Source organism: Halorubrum kocurii JCM 14978 (genome assembly GCF_000337355.1).
GTDB classification, from domain to species: Archaea; Halobacteriota; Halobacteria; order Halobacteriales; family Haloferacaceae; genus Halorubrum; species Halorubrum kocurii.
The window spans coordinates 1-14,687 of the sequence record NZ_AOJH01000057.1 but is presented as its reverse complement, the minus strand read 5'-3'; the positions used below and the strand labels follow the sequence as shown (position 1 = coordinate 14,687).

Genomic DNA, 14,687 nt, shown 5'->3' with positions numbered 1-14,687 from the left:
CGACGCTCGCGGAGCCGGCCGTCCACCGCGCCGGATCGGTGGTTACCGACGGCGGAACCGGCGTTTCACCCGCCGAACGCCGCGGCTCGCACGCCGTCCGAGCGAGAGGGCCGCGAACGCGCCGCGAACGAACCAGTCGGTCGGGATCCGGTCCGGGAAGCCGAGGGGACCGACGCGCGAGACGCCGATCGTCCGCGACTCGACGTACCGGCGGATCCCCTCGGGGCCGTGCCGGCGGCCCAGCCCGGAGTCGCCGAAGCCGCCCATCGGCGCGTCGGCGGCGCCCCACGTCGCGAGGAAGGCGTCGTTGACGTTGACGGTGCCGCAGTCGATCTCGCGGGCGACCTCGACGCCCCGGTCGCGGCCTCCCGTCCACACGCTCGCGTTGAGCCCGTACGGGGAGTCGTTGGCGGCCGCGACGGCCGCGTCGGCGTCAGACACTGACGTCACGGCGGCCACCGGCCCGAACGTCTCCTCGCACGCGAGCGTCGCGTCCGGCTCCACGTCGACAAGGACCGTCGGCTCGTAGCAGTACGGCGCCACGTCGGGGCGAGCGCGGCCGCCCGTCAAGGCGGTCGCGCCGCGCTCCCGCGCGTCGTCGACGTGGCTCTGGACGCGGTCGAGCTGGGCGGCGTCGATGAGCGAGCCGACCGCCGCGTCGTAGTCGTACCCGGTCCCGAGGGTGAGCCGCTCCGTCTCCCGGACGAATGCGTCGAGAAACGCGTCGTAGACGGGCTCTTCGACGTAGATCCGCTCGGCCGAGAGACAGAGCTGCCCGGCGTTCGAGAAGCAGGCCTGCACCGCGCCGCGAGCCGCCTCGTCGACGTCGGCGTCGTCGAGAACGACGAGGGGGTTGTTGCCGCCGAGCTCCAGCGAGCAGTCGATGAGGTTCCGCCCCGCGCGCTCGGCCACGACCCGACCGGTCTCGGTGCTGCCGGTGAACGCGACGTAGTCGACCGCGTCGACGAGCGCGGGCCCGACCGTCGCCCCCTCGCCCGTGACGACCTGAAACAGGTCGTCCGGGAGGCCGGCGACCTCGAGCAGCTCGCCGAGCGCGAGCGCGCCGTACGGCGTCTTCTCGTCGGGTTTGAGTACGACCGCGTTGCCAGCGGCGAGCGCGGGGAGCGCGTCCGCCATCGACAGGGTCAGCGGGTAGTTCCACGGGGAGATCACGCCGACGACGCCGACCGGGTCGTAGGTGACGGTCGCGGTCGTGACGCCCGGCGCCACGCCCGAGCGCCGCTCGTCGGCGAGGACGCCGGGCGCCTCGTTCGCGAGGTAGCCGCACCCCGTCGGCACGTCGAACAGCTCTTCGACCGCGGTCCGGCGCGACTTCCCGGTCTCCGCTTGGAGGAGGTCGAGCAGCTCCTCGCGGCGGTCGACCACGAGGTCGCCGAACCGGTCGATCACGGTCGCGCGCTCGCTCGCGGGGGTCTCGGCCCACTCCGCCTGGGCCTCGCGGGCGCGGGCGACCGCGGCATCAACGTCGCTCGCCTCGCAGGCGGGCACCGAGCCGATCCGCTCGGCGGTGGCCGGGGCGAACACGTCGAGCGCGTCTCTCGCGGCGTCAGCCGAACCCGAGCGCGGCACGCGCTCGGAGAGGTCGGCGAGCCGCCGCGCCGCGAGGGCCGGGGCGTCGCCGAGCGCGGCGGGGGGATCAGTCGAGGGCATTGAACACGGAGTGAACGGTCGGGCGAGGGAAAGCCGTGCCGGTGGGGTCGGTGAAGAAGGTGGACCCGGCGAGGAAGGTGGACCCAGAGCGGGAGCGCCGCCGGCGCTCACTCCGTCGAGTCGCCGGCGGCGCCGACGCGACCCGGCGCGGTGTCGCCCTCGGCGAACATGTCGATCACTTCGAGCAGCAGCGACACGAGAAGCGGGCCGACGATGAGGCCGATCGCCCCGAGCGTGAGTATCCCGCCGACGAACCCGACGAAGTACAGCCCCGGAGAGATCCTGCCGGTCCAGTCGGCGAGCTGCGTTCGGATCACCGCGTCGGGAACGAAGGAGACGACGACGAGCCCGAGCGCCAACACGGCGATCGCCCGCGTGGTCTCGCCGAGGAGGAGGTCTCCCGCGGACAGCGCGACGACGAGCACGCTCGGGCCGATGACGGGGACGAACTGGAGGACGGCCGCGATGACGGCCAGCAGGGCCGGGGAGCCGTAGCCGAGGGCCCAAAACACCACGAGCGCGAGCCCGAACGTCGCCGTCGCCGTCGCCGCCTGCAGGACGTAAATCGAGTACAGCGTCTCCCGCGTGCGCTCGTGGAGCCGCGTCGGGATGTCGTGGTACTCGGGCGGAACGACGCCGTAGACGGCGGCCCCGACCGCCGTCGGTCGGCGGAGGATCCCGTAGACGAGAAAGGTGAACACGACGAGCTCGAGGACGAGCCGCGGCGCCGCGGCCGCGACCGCGAGCGCGACCTGCCGAACCCACACCTCGGCGGCCGCCACGTACGGCGCCATGTCGATGACCAGCTCGAACCCGCTCACGCTGAGGGGGACGACGTCGGGGATCTGCCCGAGGATCTCGATCAGCTCCGACCGGCGGCGATACAGCACGTAGAGCAGCGGCACCACGAGGAGCACGGCGGCGAAGAAGGCGACAACGGTGGTGGCGACGCACGCGAACCGAACGGACGTCCCCCGGCCGACGAGGCGCTGCCGGACCGGATACAGGACGTACGCGACGGTGACCGCGAAGACGACGGTCCGCAGCACTTCCGCCAACACGACCGCCGTGAGCGCGGCCACCGCGACGAGCAGCGCCGTCAGCAGTCGCCGCCGGTTGCGTAACATGGTATCGAATCTCAATCGCAGCAAAAAGCCGTTGCGGTGGCGCCGCCCCGGACTGGTTCGACCGCCGTCGGCGGCCGTCCGCGGTGCGCGTCGCTCCCGAGACAGCGCGAGAGACCGTAGCACCTAACCTCGCTCCACTCCCACTTCCGGTATGCGCATCGACCCGTTCGGCCTCGAACGCTGGTTCGCGGAGTACGAGCACGAGGCCGACATCATGTTGGCCGAGAGCGGGATCCGCTCGCTGGACGCGAGCCGGTTCGACCTCGATCCCGGTCGGCTCGACTACGTCATCCCGACGAACGGCGACCCCGGCTTCCGGTCGGCGGTCGGCGAGCGGTACGGCCGGAGCGCCGACGAGGTGCTGTTCACCTGCGGGACGCAGGAGGCGAACTTCCTCGCGTTCCTCTCGCTGCTCGGAGACGAGAACGCCGTGGGCGGCGAGGGGTCGACGGTCGGCTCCGGCGCCCACGCGGTCGTCGTCACCCCGACGTATCAGGCCCTCCACGCGGTCCCGGAGGCGTTCGGCGAGGTGACTCGCGTCGAGCTGGAGCCGCCGGAGTGGGAGCTCGACCCCGACGCGATCGCGGACGCCGCCCGCGAGGACACTGCCGTGATCGTCGTGAACAACCCGAACAACCCCACCGGTCGGTACCACGACGAGGCGGCGATGCGGGCGGTCTACGACGTGGCCGTCGACCGCGACGCGTACCTCCTCTCCGACGAGGTGTACCGCCTGCTGACCGAGGAGCCGCAGCCGCCGGTCGCGAGCTTCGGGTCCCACGGGATATCGACGACGAGCCTCACGAAGGCGTACGGGCTCGCCGGACTCCGGTTCGGCTGGATCGCCGGCCCCGAGGCGGTCGTCGAGCGCGCGTGGCAGTGGAAGGACTACACCACCATCTCGCCGAGCCTGTTCGGTCAGCACCTGTCTCTTATACACATCTCTGATGGCGCGNCCTCGCGCCATCAGAGATGTGTATAAGAGACAGGGCTCGACCGCCACGGGCTCGACTGGTACGACCCGGTGGCGGTCAACGGGTTCGTCAGCGTCCCCGACGGCTTCGACGACGGGGAGTCGTTCTGTCGGACCGTCGTCGAGGAGGAGAGCGTCGTGCTCGCGCCCGGCGGGCTGTTCGGCTTCCCGGACCGCTTCCGGATCGGGTTCGGACTCCCGACCGAGGAGCTTGAGGAGGGGCTCGACCGCGTGAGCCGCGTCATCGAGGAGACCGGAGGTGCCTGAGATGGGATTCTTCGGCGACCTCAAGGAGGACGTGGTCGGGTTCGTCCGCGACCCCACCGACGAGCAGAAGGCGCTGTTCGTCGCGGTCGTCGTGATGTTGATCGCCGACCGCGCGCTCTGGTGGGTCGACTTCCCGTTCGTCGTTCGGACGACCGCCGCGGTCGGCGTCGGCTTCATCGGGCTCTTCGTGGCCAGCTACATCCTCACCGGGCAGTTCGTCCCCCCGGACGGCGACGCCGACGAGGACGAGCCAGAGGAGTACGTCGACGAGATGGACCCCTGATCGGCTCGCCGGCTGACCCGCCGGTCGGGCCGGTTCCCGCCCACCGATCTCTGCCTCCCGATCGCCCGCAACGCCGTTCCAAACCGTTTATACCCGCGCCGGGGAAAGTAGCGCTCATGCCGCGAGAGCAGAAGCAGGTTCGCGAACTGCAGGAGGGGAGCTATGTGATGATGGACAGCTCGCCCTGCAAGATCAATCACTACAGCACAGCCAAACCCGGGAAACACGGGAGCGCGAAGGCGCGCGTCGAGGGGAAGGGCGTCTTCGACGACAAGAAGCGCTCGCTCTCGCAGCCGGTCGACGCGAAGGTCTGGGTCCCGATCATCCAGCGGAAGCAGGGCCAGGTCGTCTCCGTCTCCGGGAACGACGCGCAGGTCATGGATCTGGACACCTACGAGACGTTCACCATGCGCATCCCCGAGGGCGAGGACTTCGCCTCCGACGACAACATCGAGTACCTCGAGTACGAGGGCCAGCGCAAGGTCGTCGGGTAGTCAAGCCGATGTTCCCGGGAGCGACGGCGGACCGCGACGCTGCTTCGTACGTGGTCGTCGGTGCTCCCCTCGACGCCACGACCACTTTTCAGCCGGGCACCCGGTTCGGACCGGACCGGATCCGGCGTTTCGCCGAGACCTACGACGACTACGACCGCAGAACGGAGAGCCGCTTCTCCGCGCTCGACGTCGCAGACGCCGGCGACGTGCGACCGTGGGACGACACGGAGGAGTACCTCGACCACCTCGCCGCCGAACTGCGGAGCGTCACGTACGACGGCGCCGTCCCCCTGACTCTCGGCGGCGAACACACCGTCACGCACGCCGGCGTCGAGGCGGTCGATCCGGACGCCCTCGTCGTCTGCGACGCCCACCTCGACCTGCGCGACGCCTACGACGGGAACCCGCTGAGCCACGCCTGCGTCACTCGGCGCGTCCTCGACGACCTCGGCGTCGACCGCGCCGTGATCGTCGGCGCGCGCACCGGCTCCGAGGCCGAGTGGGACCGCGCCGCCGACGCCGACGTGACCGTCGTCCCCCCCGAGGACGCCCGGACGTGGATCGACGGGACCGACGCGGACGCATTTACAAACGAGTCGGTGTACTGCTCGGTCGACGTCGACGGGCTCGACCCCGGCTTCGCGCCGGGAACCGGGACGAAGGAGCCGTTCGGGCTCGACCCGCGAGAGGTCCGCGACCTCGTTCGCGCGGTCGCGCCCGCGACCGACGGGTTCGACGTCGTCGAGGTGAACGACCGCGACGACGGGCAGGCCGCGGCGCTGGCGGGCAAGCTCCTCCGGGAGTTCGTGCGGTCGCACGCGACGGCGCGGACCGAGTGAGCCGCGGTCAGGACAGCTCCGAGAGCCGACGGCGGACCGCGGTCACCGCTTCCACGGCGTCGATCCACTCGCGCGGGTCCGTACACCAGATGCGGTCGCCCTCGACGCTGACGCAGAACACGGACTCGCTGGAGGGCGAGAGGGTGACTCGGTCGACGTCGGAGCGGTCGCCGAGGTAGGAGTCGATCAGTCGTCGAGCCGTCTCCGCCTCCGAACGGAGGCGACTGCCGGCGGCGTATTCGATGGCGATCTCTGCCATGCCCCAGTGTAGAACCTACACGATTAATAACTAACGTTTTCTGGCAGCGCTTGCGTCGTTTCCGCACGGCCCACGAGAGCCGCCGTCACCGTCCGTCGTACACGACCTCGCCGTCGACGACCGTCATCGCCACGCCGATATCCCGGATCGCCTCGGGCTCGTCCCACGGCGACGAGTCGAGGACGGCGAAGTCGGCGCGCTTGCCGGGCTCGACCGTGCCGAGCCGGTCCTCGTCGAACCCCGCGTACGCCGCCCCGAGGGTGTACGCGCGCAGGGCCTCGGTCACCGTGAGCCGCTGCGCCTCGGCGGGGGCGTTGACGGCGTGGTGGACCCCGAGTAAGGGGTCCATCGGCATCCCGTCGGAGCCGAACGCGAGGCGGACGCCCGCGTCGAGCATGTCGCGGTAGCGGTTCGTCTCGGTCCGGCGGTCGCCGAGCCGGGCGTCGTAGAGCCCGTCGTCGCCCGCCCACTTGAGGAAGTTCGGCTGGACGCTGGCCACGACGCCCGTCTCCGCGAGCCGCTCGATCGCCGCGTCGTCGGCGAGCTCGACGTGTTCGATCCGGTGGCGCGCCTCGCCGGGGTCGGTCCGGGAGTCCGCCTCGTAGGCGTCGAGGACGGCGTCGACCGCCTCGTCGCCGATGGCGTGGGCGGTGAACTGGTAGCCCGCCGCGGTCGCCTCCGCGACCGTCGCCGCCAGTTCGTCCGGGTCGACGACCCACTGGCCGGTCTCCTCGGGGGCGTCCGCGTACGGCTCGGAGAGCCGCGCGGTCCGGCCGCCGAAGCTCCCGTCGGTGTACGACTTGATCGCGCCCGTCTGGACCATGTCGCTCCCGGCGTTCGTGGACAGGCCGACCTCCCGCAGCGCGTCGAGGTGGTCGCTCCAGTAGTTGACCCGGACGCGCGCGGTCAGTTCGCCGGCGTCGTCGAGGTCGCGGTAGACGCGCGGGGCGCGGGAGCCGCGCACCATGTCGTGAAAGCCGGTGATCCCCTTCGCGGCGCAGTCGTCGAGCGCGGCCGTGACGGCCTCGCGGGTCCCCGCCGGCCCCGGCTCGACCGCCTCGTAGATCGGGTCGATCGCGCTCTCGAAGAGGACGCCCGTCGGCTCGCCGGCCTCGTCGCTCGGCACCGTCTCCTCGGGGACGCCGGCCAGCTCGTCCGCGAACCGGTCCAGGACGACGCCGTTGACCGCGGCGACGTGCATGTCCTCGCGGAACGCCGCGACCGGCCGCTCGGTCGAGACGGCGTCGAGGTCGCCCCGAGTCAGGTAGCGCTCCTCGTCCCACGCCGACTCGTCGTAGCCGTAGCCGAGCACCCAGTCGGTCGCGGACCCCGAGGACCGGGCCTCGACCGCCGCCGCCCGCTCCGCCAGCAGCCCGACCGCCTCACCGGGCGAGTCCGCCGACGAGAGGTCGGCGTGGACGAGGTAGCGACCGACCGTCGTCAGGTGGGTGTGCGCGTCGACGAAGCCGGGGAGGAGCACGCGCCCGTCGAGGTCGATCACCTCGGTGTCGACCCCTTCGAGGAACCGGACCTCGCGGCTCCGGCCGAGGCGGACCACTTCGCCGTCTCGCACGGCGACGGCCTCGTGGATCTCGTCGGGGACGCCGTCGGGTCCGTCCGTCGCGCCGTGCCCCCCCTCGAGGCTCGCGAGCGTGTGTACGTCCCCGTTCACGAACAGCCGGTCCGCGGCGTCGGTCATGCGCCAGTCCGGGGGTGGAAGCGTGTTAACCGTTCGGGAAACGGCGACCGATTTATTCGGTGACGGAGCGAACTGTCAACTATGTACGACCGAGTACTCCTCCCCACCGACGGCAGCGAGGGCGTCGACCGCGCGATCGACCACGCGATCGACGCCGCCGACCGCTACGACGCGACCCTGCACGTGCTGTACATCGTCGACAGCGACATCGTCAACGCGTACTCCGGCGACGAGTTCGTCGACGGCTCGGAGGGCGCCTCCGAGACGCTGGAGGACCGCGGCCGCGCGGCGCTCGACGAGGTGGCGTCGCACGCCGCGGACGCCGGCGTCGACACGGTGACGGACCTGGTGTACGGCGTTCCCCACGAAGAGATCCTCGCGTACATCGATAACGAGGACATCGACCTGACGGTGATGGGGTCGAAGACCCGGTCGGGCGATTACCGCCGGATGCTCGGCTCCGTCACCGAGCGCGTCTCGCGGCGGTCGACCGCGCCCGTGAGCATCGTGAAGACGACCGTCTCGGAGTGAGCGACCGCGGCGATCGTTTATAAAAGCGACCGCGGCGGCGTCCGTCAGACCGCGCCGAGCGACCGGACGAACGGCACCCCGACCGCGTCGGTGACGCCCGCGAACGGGAGCACCGCCAGCACGAGCACGGCCGACGCCCAGGCGATGAACCCGATGATCCCCGCGTGTACCCACGAGGCCCCGTAGCGCGCCCGGATGACCCAGATCCACGCGAGGAGCGGGATGAAGTCGCCGATCAGCGGGACCCACGAGAGAAAGAAGGCGGCGAGCCCCCAGACGACCGCGCCGACGAGCGCCGTGAACACGGCGTGGCTGTAGTCGCGCGTGCCGGTGACGACCGTGGCGGCGATGAAGATGGCCAGTCCGCCGACGAGGAGCCCGACGACGAACGTGACCGCCGATCCGATGAGACTCATGGCGCTCCTTTAGGAGCGAGCCACTTGGGGGCGTCGCCGTCGCGGCGTCGGCGACGGCCACTCGCTGCGCTCAGAGGCGCTCCCGCACGTCGCGAGCGACCGCCGACAGCGCCGCCTCCGCGGCGGCGACGCGGTCGGAGAGGCTACAGAACCCGTGCGCCATCGCCGGGTAGTGGCGGTGCTCGACCGGGGTCCCCTCGCCCTCGAACCGCTCCGCGAGGGCGACGCCGTCGTCACGGAGGGGATCGAAGCCCGCGGTGACGACCGTCGCGGGCGGGAGGTCGCCCAGGTCGGCGGCGCGGAGCGGCACGGCGAACGGGTTGCGCGCGTCGACCGGGCTCCGGAGGTACCGCTCGAAGAACCACCGCATGTCGGCGCGGGTGAGGAGGGGACCGTCGGCGTTCTCGCGGTACGAGTCGGTCTCGAAGTCGTTGCCCGCGATCGGGTAGAGGAGGAACTGGCCCGCCGGCTCCGCGGACTCCTCGAACTCCCGCGCGTGCAGCGCCGCCGCGAGCGCGAGCGTCGCGCCCGCGCTGGTCCCCGAAACCCCGAGCCTGTCCGGGTCGGCGCCGAACGCCGCCGCGCTGTCCGCGACCCACGCCACGGCCGCGGCCGCCTCGTCGACCGCCACGGGGAAGGGGTGTTCGGGGGCGAGCCGGTAGTCGACGGAGACGACGACGGCGTCCGCGCGGGTCGCGAGCTCCCGACACGGGCCGTCGATCGAGTCGAGCGTGCCGAGCGTCCACCCGCCGCCGTGGAAGTGGACGAGGGTGCGGGCGGGAGCGGTGTCGCCGCCGCCGACCGAGGCGTCGACCGCCGCGTCGGGCCGGTACACCCGTACCGGCACCTCGCCGTGCGGCCCGTCGAACGCGAGGTCGCGGACGTCCGCGACGGGCGGCTCGGGGGCGCCGGAGAACACCTCGTCCTCGACGCGCCTCGCCGCCTCGACCGAGAGCTCGTGCCACTCGGGGAGCCCGAGCGCCCCGATCTCGTCGACGACGGCGGCCATCTCGGGGTCGAGTTCGTCCGCGCGCATGGCGGACGGAGGCGGTGGCCCTTTGTAAGTCGGTCGGCAACGTCCGGCGATGGACGTCCGGCTGACCTACGAGGACGGGACGATTCGGGTCGTCCCCCGCGGGAACGGTGCCGGCGGCGACGCGGACCGCGAGCCCGACCCGCTCGCGCCGCTCCCGCCGCTCCCCGGCGTCGAGAGCGATCCGCGGTCGGGGACGGGCCGGGCGCCGGCCTACCGCTACGCCGCGATCCGGCGCGCCTTGGAGGTCGCCGGCGCGAGCGTCGAGGACCGCGTGCTGGACGCGAGCGACCGTGCGGGGGCGGAGGGCGGGCTCGACGAGGGCCTCTCGACCGACTACGACCTCCGGGAGTACCAGCGCGAGGCGCTCGACGCGTGGCGCGACGCCGGCGACCGCGGCGTGCTCGAGCTCCCGACCGGGGCCGGCAAGACCGTGATCGCGATCCGAGCGATGGTCGAACTGGGCGTGCCCACGCTCGTCGTGGTGCCCACGGTCGACCTGCTCGACCAGTGGCAGCGGGAGCTGGAGGCGGAGTTCGACGTCCCGATCGGTCGGTTCGGCGGCGGCGAGCAGCGCCGGGAGGCGGTCACGGTGTCGACGTACGACTCCGCGTATTTGAAGGCGGCGGACGTCGGCGACGCCTTCGAGTTCGTCGTCTTCGACGAGGTCCACCACCTCGGCGGCGAGGGGTACCGAGACGTGGCGCGGCTGCTCGCGGCGCCCGCGCGGCTCGGCCTGACGGCGACCTTCGAGCGCCCCGACGGCGCGCACGAGACCGTCGCGGAGCTGATCGGCGACCGGGTGTACGCCCTCGACGTCGACGACCTCGCGGGCGACCACCTCGCGCCCTACGACATCCGGCGGATCGAGGTGGAGCTGACGCCCGACGAGCGCGAGCGCTACGACGAGCGGCAGGGTACCTTCGTCGAGTACGTCCGGGACGCGGGGATCACGTTCACGAGCGGGAGCGACTACCGGGAGCTCGTCAAGCGCTCGGGCAACGACCCGGCCGCGCGGGAGGCCCTCCTCGCGAAGCAGGACGCCCGGGAGATAATGATGAACGCGCGCCGGAAGGTCGACCGCCTCGAGTCGATCCTCGACCGCCACCGCGAGGACCGGGTGATCGTCTTCACCGCCCACACCGACCTCGTCTACCGACTCTCCGAGCGGTTCCTGCTGCCCGCGATCACCGCCGAAACGGGGGCGAAGGAGCGCCGCGAGATCCTGGAACGCTTCCGCGAGGGGACCTACGGCCGGGTCGTCGCCGCCAACGTCCTCGACGAGGGCGTCGACGTGCCCGACGCGAACGTCGCCGTCGTGCTCTCCGGGTCGGGCAGCGAGCGCGAGTTCACCCAGCGGCTCGGGCGGGTGCTCCGCCCAAAGGAGGACGGCGGCCGGGCGATTCTCTACGAGGTCGTCAGCGCGGAGACCGCGGAAGAGCGGGTGGCGAGTCGGCGGCGGTAGGGGCGGAGCTACTCCGCTCCCCGTCGACGGCGGAGCTCCCGAAGCCCCCACAGCACGTATAGCGCGCCGACGGACCGGAGGACGCGATCGAACCCGGCGTTCCATTCGACCGCGTCCGGGTCGTCGTAGACGAACCGCGCCGCGACCTCGCGGTACAGCCGCGGGAACGCGAGCAGGAGGGCACCGAAGGCGCCGGAGACGTACATCGTCCACGCGTAGGCGCGACCGCCGGTCAGGGCGATCGCGACGATGAACGCGCCTTCGGCTCGGAGCGTCGGGAGGAGCCTCGACCGCGGTTCGACTTCGTCCGGATTCGCGACGGCGACGCGCTCGAAGGCGTCGACGATCCGGTCCGGAACCACCGCCGTGAGCCCGCCGAGGACTCCGAGGATCGCTCGTATCATGGCCGGAGATACGCGAGCGGGGCAGTTAGTCGTACCTGCGATTCCACGTCTGCGGGAGCGGTGGCGTCGGTCGCCGCCGTCGGTATCAGTCGTCGCCGTCCATGTCGAGCGAGCGCTTCTCGCCGAGCTCCTCCTCCAGGCTCCCCCGCTCCCAGCTCCGGACGGCGTCGCCTTCGACCTCGGCGCGGAGCTTCTCCTCTAAGAGGTTCACGGCCACGCTGTTCGCCCCCTCGGGGATGATCACGTCGGCGTGCTTCTTCGAGGGCTCGATGAACTGCTCGTGCATCGGCTTCACCGTCGAGAGGTACTGGTCGATGACGCCCTCCAGGTCGCGGCCGCGGTCGATCACGTCACGTCGGATCCGGCGGAGGATCCGCACGTCGGCGTCCGTCTCGACGAACAGCCGGAGGTCCATCATGTCGTTTATCTCCTCGTCGTACAGCGCTAAGATCCCTTCGAGCACGATGACGTCGGTCGGTTCGACGTCGACTCGCTCCTCCTTCCGGTTGTGGATCTCGAAGTCGTACTGCGGCATCTGCACCGACTGCCCCTCGAGCAGGGCTTCGAGGTGCTCTCTGAGCAGTTCCCACTCGAACGCGGCGGGGTGGTCGTAGTTGACCGACTGCCGCTCTTCGAAGTCGAGGTGCGAGAGGTCCTCGTAGTAGTTGTCCAGCGGGATGCGGGTGACGCTGTCGCCGAGGTCGCGGGTGACGAGCCGGGAGACGGTCGTCTTCCCCGCGCCGGTCCCCCCCGCGATCCCGATCACGAACGAGGGTATGGTCATGCCCTCCGCTCGGACGCCGGAGGGTTTGAAGCCTCCTTTTCGTCGCCACCGCCCGCGCGCTCGCGACCGCGTTCGTCACGACGGGGTCCTCGCTTTACGACGGGGTCCTCGCTTTAGCCCGTCGTTTCTCGGCCGATCAGCAGTCTACGCCGGGAATACGTATAACGATACCGGGGGCACCTTTTACTCGTTCGCGGCGGATCCACGTCTCATGCGAACAGACACCACGGTTCGCGACGTGATGCACCGCGAGTTCCTCGGCGTGAGCGAGTCGGACCCGCTGCGCGACGCGGCGGCGCTGTTGGTCGACGAGGGGACGAACTGCCTCGTCGTCCTCCGCGGCGGCGAGCCGGTCGGCCGACTCGGCTGTCGAGACGCCCTCGGCGCGCTCCTCGACGGCGGCGTCGGAGCCGACGACGGTTCGTCGGCCGACGTGGGCGGCGACCGCACGGTCGGCTCGGTCATGAGCCCGCCGCTTCCCACGGTCGCGCCGGACGACGCGCTGGCCGCCGTCGAGGAGCGGCTCGTCGCGGAGGGGGTCGACCGCGTCGTCGCCGTCGAGGACGGCGAGGCGGTCGGCGTCGTCACCGCCGGTGACGCGCTCGCCGCGGGCGCGCCCCGGACCGGAGACGGCGCCCGCGACCCCATCGCGGACGAGGGGACGACCGGCGATCCGCGGCGCGGCGACGCGGCGACGCTGGGCGCCGACGGCGGCGTCGACCCCGCCGTGGAGGCGTCCTCCACCGACGCCTCCGGCTCGCCGACCCAAGGCGTCTGCGAGAGCTGCGGGGCGCTCGTCCCCGACCTCGTGACCGCGAACGGACAGGCGGTCTGCCCGGAGTGCCGCGACGTGTGAGGGCGCCGCGATCCGCGCTCCGCCGCCCCGTCGCGGACGCCCCGCCGCCCTCCCGGTCGGCGCCCCGCCGGTAGGCTCAAACGGCCGGCGCGCCGAAGCCCGAACGAATGGCCGACAGCGACCGCGCGCGCGTCACGCCCGCCACAGTCGACGACGTCGATCCCGTGACCGACCTGTGGATCGCGCTCGCCGAGAGCCAGCGGGCGTTCGGGTCGACGCTGCTCGCCGAGGGGAACCGCGGCGCGGTCCGAGAGTGGGTCGCGCGCTCGGTGGTCACCGGCGAGCTCCTCGTCGCGCGCGACGGCGACGGCGACCCGATCGGGTTCGTCGGGTTCGCGCTCGATCACGGCGGCTACGAGCGCGACCGGACCCGCGGCGTCGTGAGCAACCTGTTCGTCGTCCCCGAGCGCCGCGACGAGGGGATCGGCTCCGACCTGCTGGACGCCGCCGAGCGAGCCCTCCGCGAGACTGGCGCCGAGACCGTCGCGCTGGAGGCGCTCGCGGCCAACGAGCGCGCCCGCGAGTTCTACGCGGCGCACGGGTACGAGCCGCACCGCGTGGAGCTGAGGAAGTCGCTGGCGGCGGGTGGCGGAGAGAGAGGCGGCGATGGCGACGACAGGCGCGGAGAGAGAGGCGGCGATGGCGACGACGGGCGCGGAGAGGGAGGCGGCAATGGCGACGACAGGCGCGGAGAGAGAGGCGACGGCCCGATCGACTGACCGCGGTACCGTGCCGCCACCCGTCACCTTCGCGGAAAGCGACACGCACTCATAGGAGGACCGAGTACGACCGCCTGCGCCAGGGGAGCATGGGCGGTTCATGCACTCGACTTGTAATCGAGACTTCCGGGGTTCAAATCCCTGCCCTGGCTTTTCTTCCCCGCGTCGCTCCGTCGGAAGCGCCGCGGAGATCCGTTTATGTTCCTCCCCCGCCGAACCGGGGTATGGACCGGACCGACACGCTGCTCCTCGGCGTCTCCGGCGTCGTCGCCGCGCTCGTGTTCGCGGGCGCGCTGTCGGCCGGGGCGCTGTTCGGCTTCGATGAGTCCCCCGTTCGCCCGATCCGGCTGCTCGCCGCCGAACCGCTCGCGTGGATCGTCGTCGCCGCGCTGCTCGCCGCGGTCGTCGGGCACGCGTACCTCGATTGAGCGAGGGTTGCGACCGACCGAGAGGATGCGGACGGCCGGGGGTCGCGACCGACCGAGAGGATGCGGACGGTCGGGAGGGCGCTACCGACCGAGAGGATGCGGACGGCCGGGAGGGCGCTACCGATCCGAATCGCGGAGCGGCGGCGCGGTCGACTCACTCCCCGCCGCCGACCTCGCGGACCGCCCGGACGAGCGCCCCCAGCGCGGCGTCGACCGCCTTGCGCTTCACCGCCGCGCGGTCGCCGTCGAGGACGACTCGCTCCGCGCGGACGAACGACTCCTCGGTCCCCCACGGCGCGGCGTAGGCCACGCCGACGTACACGAGCCCCACCGGTTTCTCCGCCGTCCCGCCGTCCGGCCCGGCGATTCCGGTCGTGGCGACCGCCCACGTCGTCCCGGCGCGGTCGCGGGCGCCCGCCGCCATCTGCTCGGCGACCGA

The 14,687-nt window shown here is 71.9% G+C and carries 17 protein-coding genes, 1 tRNA gene and 1 pseudogene; 10 read left to right on the top strand and 9 right to left on the bottom strand.

Going from position 1 to position 14,687, the window contains the following annotated elements; translation table 11 throughout:
* Positions 1–42: 42 nt before the first annotated feature.
* Both C468_RS08505 and C468_RS08500 read right to left on the bottom strand, forming a co-directional pair.
* Complete coding sequence (locus C468_RS08505) at positions 43–1,671, bottom strand: succinic semialdehyde dehydrogenase (protein WP_008848482.1); 1,629 nt, start codon at positions 1,669–1,671, stop codon at positions 43–45.
* Between the two features lie 107 nt (positions 1,672–1,778).
* A complete protein-coding gene (locus C468_RS08500; RefSeq protein WP_008848481.1) occupies positions 1,779–2,798 on the bottom strand; it encodes an AI-2E family transporter in 1,020 nt (339 codons plus the stop codon).
* Positions 2,799–2,949: 151 nt separating this feature from the next.
* On the opposite strand from C468_RS08500, the pseudogene C468_RS08495 reads away from it, so the two are divergent.
* The 4 genes and pseudogenes from C468_RS08495 to speB all read left to right on the top strand — a co-directional run bounded on the left by C468_RS08495 (position 2,950) and on the right by speB (position 5,654).
* Positions 2,950–4,038, top strand: a pseudogene (locus C468_RS08495) (aminotransferase class I/II-fold pyridoxal phosphate-dependent enzyme).
* Between the two features lies 1 nt (position 4,039).
* Positions 4,040–4,321 (top strand): hypothetical protein, encoded by a 282-nt coding sequence (locus C468_RS08490; RefSeq protein ID WP_008848480.1) that lies wholly within the window; start codon positions 4,040–4,042, stop codon positions 4,319–4,321.
* Positions 4,322–4,437: 116 nt separating this feature from the next.
* Positions 4,438–4,815 carry a translation initiation factor IF-5A gene (locus C468_RS08485; protein WP_008848479.1) on the top strand — a complete coding sequence of 126 codons (378 nt, stop codon included), beginning with the start codon at positions 4,438–4,440 and terminating at the stop codon, positions 4,813–4,815.
* A gap of 8 nt (positions 4,816–4,823) precedes the next feature.
* Positions 4,824–5,654, top strand: a complete 831-nt coding sequence (gene speB / locus C468_RS08480; RefSeq protein ID WP_008848478.1) for an agmatinase — start codon at positions 4,824–4,826, stop codon at positions 5,652–5,654.
* A 7-nt stretch (positions 5,655–5,661) separates the two neighbouring features.
* On the opposite strand, the gene C468_RS08475 is transcribed toward speB, so the two are convergent.
* Both C468_RS08475 and C468_RS08470 read right to left on the bottom strand, forming a co-directional pair.
* Positions 5,662–5,913 (bottom strand): hypothetical protein, encoded by a 252-nt coding sequence (locus tag C468_RS08475; RefSeq protein ID WP_008848477.1) that lies wholly within the window; start codon positions 5,911–5,913, stop codon positions 5,662–5,664.
* A gap of 85 nt (positions 5,914–5,998) precedes the next feature.
* Positions 5,999–7,612, bottom strand: coding sequence for an amidohydrolase (locus tag C468_RS08470; protein WP_008848476.1), 1,614 nt, complete (start codon positions 7,610–7,612; stop codon positions 5,999–6,001).
* A gap of 81 nt (positions 7,613–7,693) precedes the next feature.
* Between C468_RS08470 and C468_RS08465 the strand changes: the two genes are divergently transcribed.
* A complete protein-coding gene (locus tag C468_RS08465; RefSeq protein ID WP_008848475.1) occupies positions 7,694–8,143 on the top strand; it encodes a universal stress protein in 450 nt (149 codons plus the stop codon).
* A 44-nt stretch (positions 8,144–8,187) separates the two neighbouring features.
* Here C468_RS08465 and C468_RS08460 read toward each other — a convergent pair whose 3' ends face one another.
* Complete coding sequence (locus C468_RS08460; protein WP_008848474.1) at positions 8,188–8,559, bottom strand: hypothetical protein; 372 nt, start codon at positions 8,557–8,559, stop codon at positions 8,188–8,190.
* A 70-nt stretch (positions 8,560–8,629) separates the two neighbouring features.
* A complete protein-coding gene (locus C468_RS08455) occupies positions 8,630–9,595 on the bottom strand; it encodes an alpha/beta hydrolase (protein ID WP_008848473.1) in 966 nt (321 codons plus the stop codon).
* A 49-nt stretch (positions 9,596–9,644) separates the two neighbouring features.
* Between C468_RS08455 and C468_RS08450 the strand changes: the two genes are divergently transcribed.
* Complete coding sequence (locus C468_RS08450) at positions 9,645–11,057, top strand: DEAD/DEAH box helicase family protein (RefSeq protein ID WP_008848472.1); 1,413 nt, start codon at positions 9,645–9,647, stop codon at positions 11,055–11,057.
* A gap of 8 nt (positions 11,058–11,065) precedes the next feature.
* Here the strand turns inward: C468_RS08450 and C468_RS08445 are convergent, their stop codons facing one another.
* Positions 11,066–11,461: a hypothetical protein gene (locus tag C468_RS08445; RefSeq protein ID WP_008848471.1), complete on the bottom strand. Its 396-nt coding sequence runs from the start codon at positions 11,459–11,461 to the stop codon at positions 11,066–11,068.
* Positions 11,462–11,546: 85 nt separating this feature from the next.
* Positions 11,547–12,245: a uridine kinase gene (gene udk, locus C468_RS08440; RefSeq protein ID WP_008848470.1), complete on the bottom strand. Its 699-nt coding sequence runs from the start codon at positions 12,243–12,245 to the stop codon at positions 11,547–11,549.
* A 211-nt stretch (positions 12,246–12,456) separates the two neighbouring features.
* Between udk and C468_RS08435 the strand changes: the two genes are divergently transcribed.
* From C468_RS08435 to C468_RS08420, 4 genes are all read left to right on the top strand, one after another.
* Positions 12,457–13,101: a CBS domain-containing protein gene (locus tag C468_RS08435; RefSeq protein ID WP_008848469.1), complete on the top strand. Its 645-nt coding sequence runs from the start codon at positions 12,457–12,459 to the stop codon at positions 13,099–13,101.
* Positions 13,102–13,208: 107 nt separating this feature from the next.
* Positions 13,209–13,820: a GNAT family N-acetyltransferase gene (locus C468_RS08430; RefSeq protein ID WP_008848468.1), complete on the top strand. Its 612-nt coding sequence runs from the start codon at positions 13,209–13,211 to the stop codon at positions 13,818–13,820.
* 78 nt (positions 13,821–13,898) lie between these two features.
* Positions 13,899–13,972: transfer RNA gene (locus C468_RS08425), tRNA-Thr, on the top strand.
* 72 nt (positions 13,973–14,044) lie between these two features.
* Positions 14,045–14,248 (top strand): hypothetical protein, encoded by a 204-nt coding sequence (locus C468_RS08420; protein ID WP_008848467.1) that lies wholly within the window; start codon positions 14,045–14,047, stop codon positions 14,246–14,248.
* 154 nt (positions 14,249–14,402) lie between these two features.
* Here C468_RS08420 and C468_RS08415 read toward each other — a convergent pair.
* Positions 14,403–14,687, bottom strand: a 285-nt coding sequence (locus tag C468_RS08415) for a CinA family protein (protein WP_008848466.1), incomplete at its 5' end; no start/stop codon positions are given.

Bases quoted from the DNA above. Each gene is read 5' to 3' on its own strand.
- C468_RS08505 (WP_008848482.1), bottom strand. From the start codon at position 1,671: ATGCCCTCGACTGATCCCCCCGCCGCGCTCGGCGACGCCCCGGCCCTC.
- C468_RS08500 (WP_008848481.1), bottom strand. From the start codon at position 2,798: ATGTTACGCAACCGGCGGCGACTGCTGACGGCGCTGCTCGTCGCGGTG.
- C468_RS08490 (WP_008848480.1), top strand. From the start codon at position 4,040: ATGGGATTCTTCGGCGACCTCAAGGAGGACGTGGTCGGGTTCGTCCGC.
- C468_RS08485 (WP_008848479.1), top strand. From the start codon at position 4,438: ATGCCGCGAGAGCAGAAGCAGGTTCGCGAACTGCAGGAGGGGAGCTAT.
- speB (WP_008848478.1), top strand. From the start codon at position 4,824: ATGTTCCCGGGAGCGACGGCGGACCGCGACGCTGCTTCGTACGTGGTC.
- C468_RS08475 (WP_008848477.1), bottom strand. From the start codon at position 5,913: ATGGCAGAGATCGCCATCGAATACGCCGCCGGCAGTCGCCTCCGTTCG.
- C468_RS08470 (WP_008848476.1), bottom strand. From the start codon at position 7,612: ATGACCGACGCCGCGGACCGGCTGTTCGTGAACGGGGACGTACACACG.
- C468_RS08465 (WP_008848475.1), top strand. From the start codon at position 7,694: ATGTACGACCGAGTACTCCTCCCCACCGACGGCAGCGAGGGCGTCGAC.
- C468_RS08460 (WP_008848474.1), bottom strand. From the start codon at position 8,559: ATGAGTCTCATCGGATCGGCGGTCACGTTCGTCGTCGGGCTCCTCGTC.
- C468_RS08455 (WP_008848473.1), bottom strand. From the start codon at position 9,595: ATGCGCGCGGACGAACTCGACCCCGAGATGGCCGCCGTCGTCGACGAG.
- C468_RS08450 (WP_008848472.1), top strand. From the start codon at position 9,645: ATGGACGTCCGGCTGACCTACGAGGACGGGACGATTCGGGTCGTCCCC.
- C468_RS08445 (WP_008848471.1), bottom strand. From the start codon at position 11,461: ATGATACGAGCGATCCTCGGAGTCCTCGGCGGGCTCACGGCGGTGGTT.
- udk (WP_008848470.1), bottom strand. From the start codon at position 12,245: ATGACCATACCCTCGTTCGTGATCGGGATCGCGGGGGGGACCGGCGCG.
- C468_RS08435 (WP_008848469.1), top strand. From the start codon at position 12,457: ATGCGAACAGACACCACGGTTCGCGACGTGATGCACCGCGAGTTCCTC.
- C468_RS08430 (WP_008848468.1), top strand. From the start codon at position 13,209: ATGGCCGACAGCGACCGCGCGCGCGTCACGCCCGCCACAGTCGACGAC.
- C468_RS08420 (WP_008848467.1), top strand. From the start codon at position 14,045: ATGGACCGGACCGACACGCTGCTCCTCGGCGTCTCCGGCGTCGTCGCC.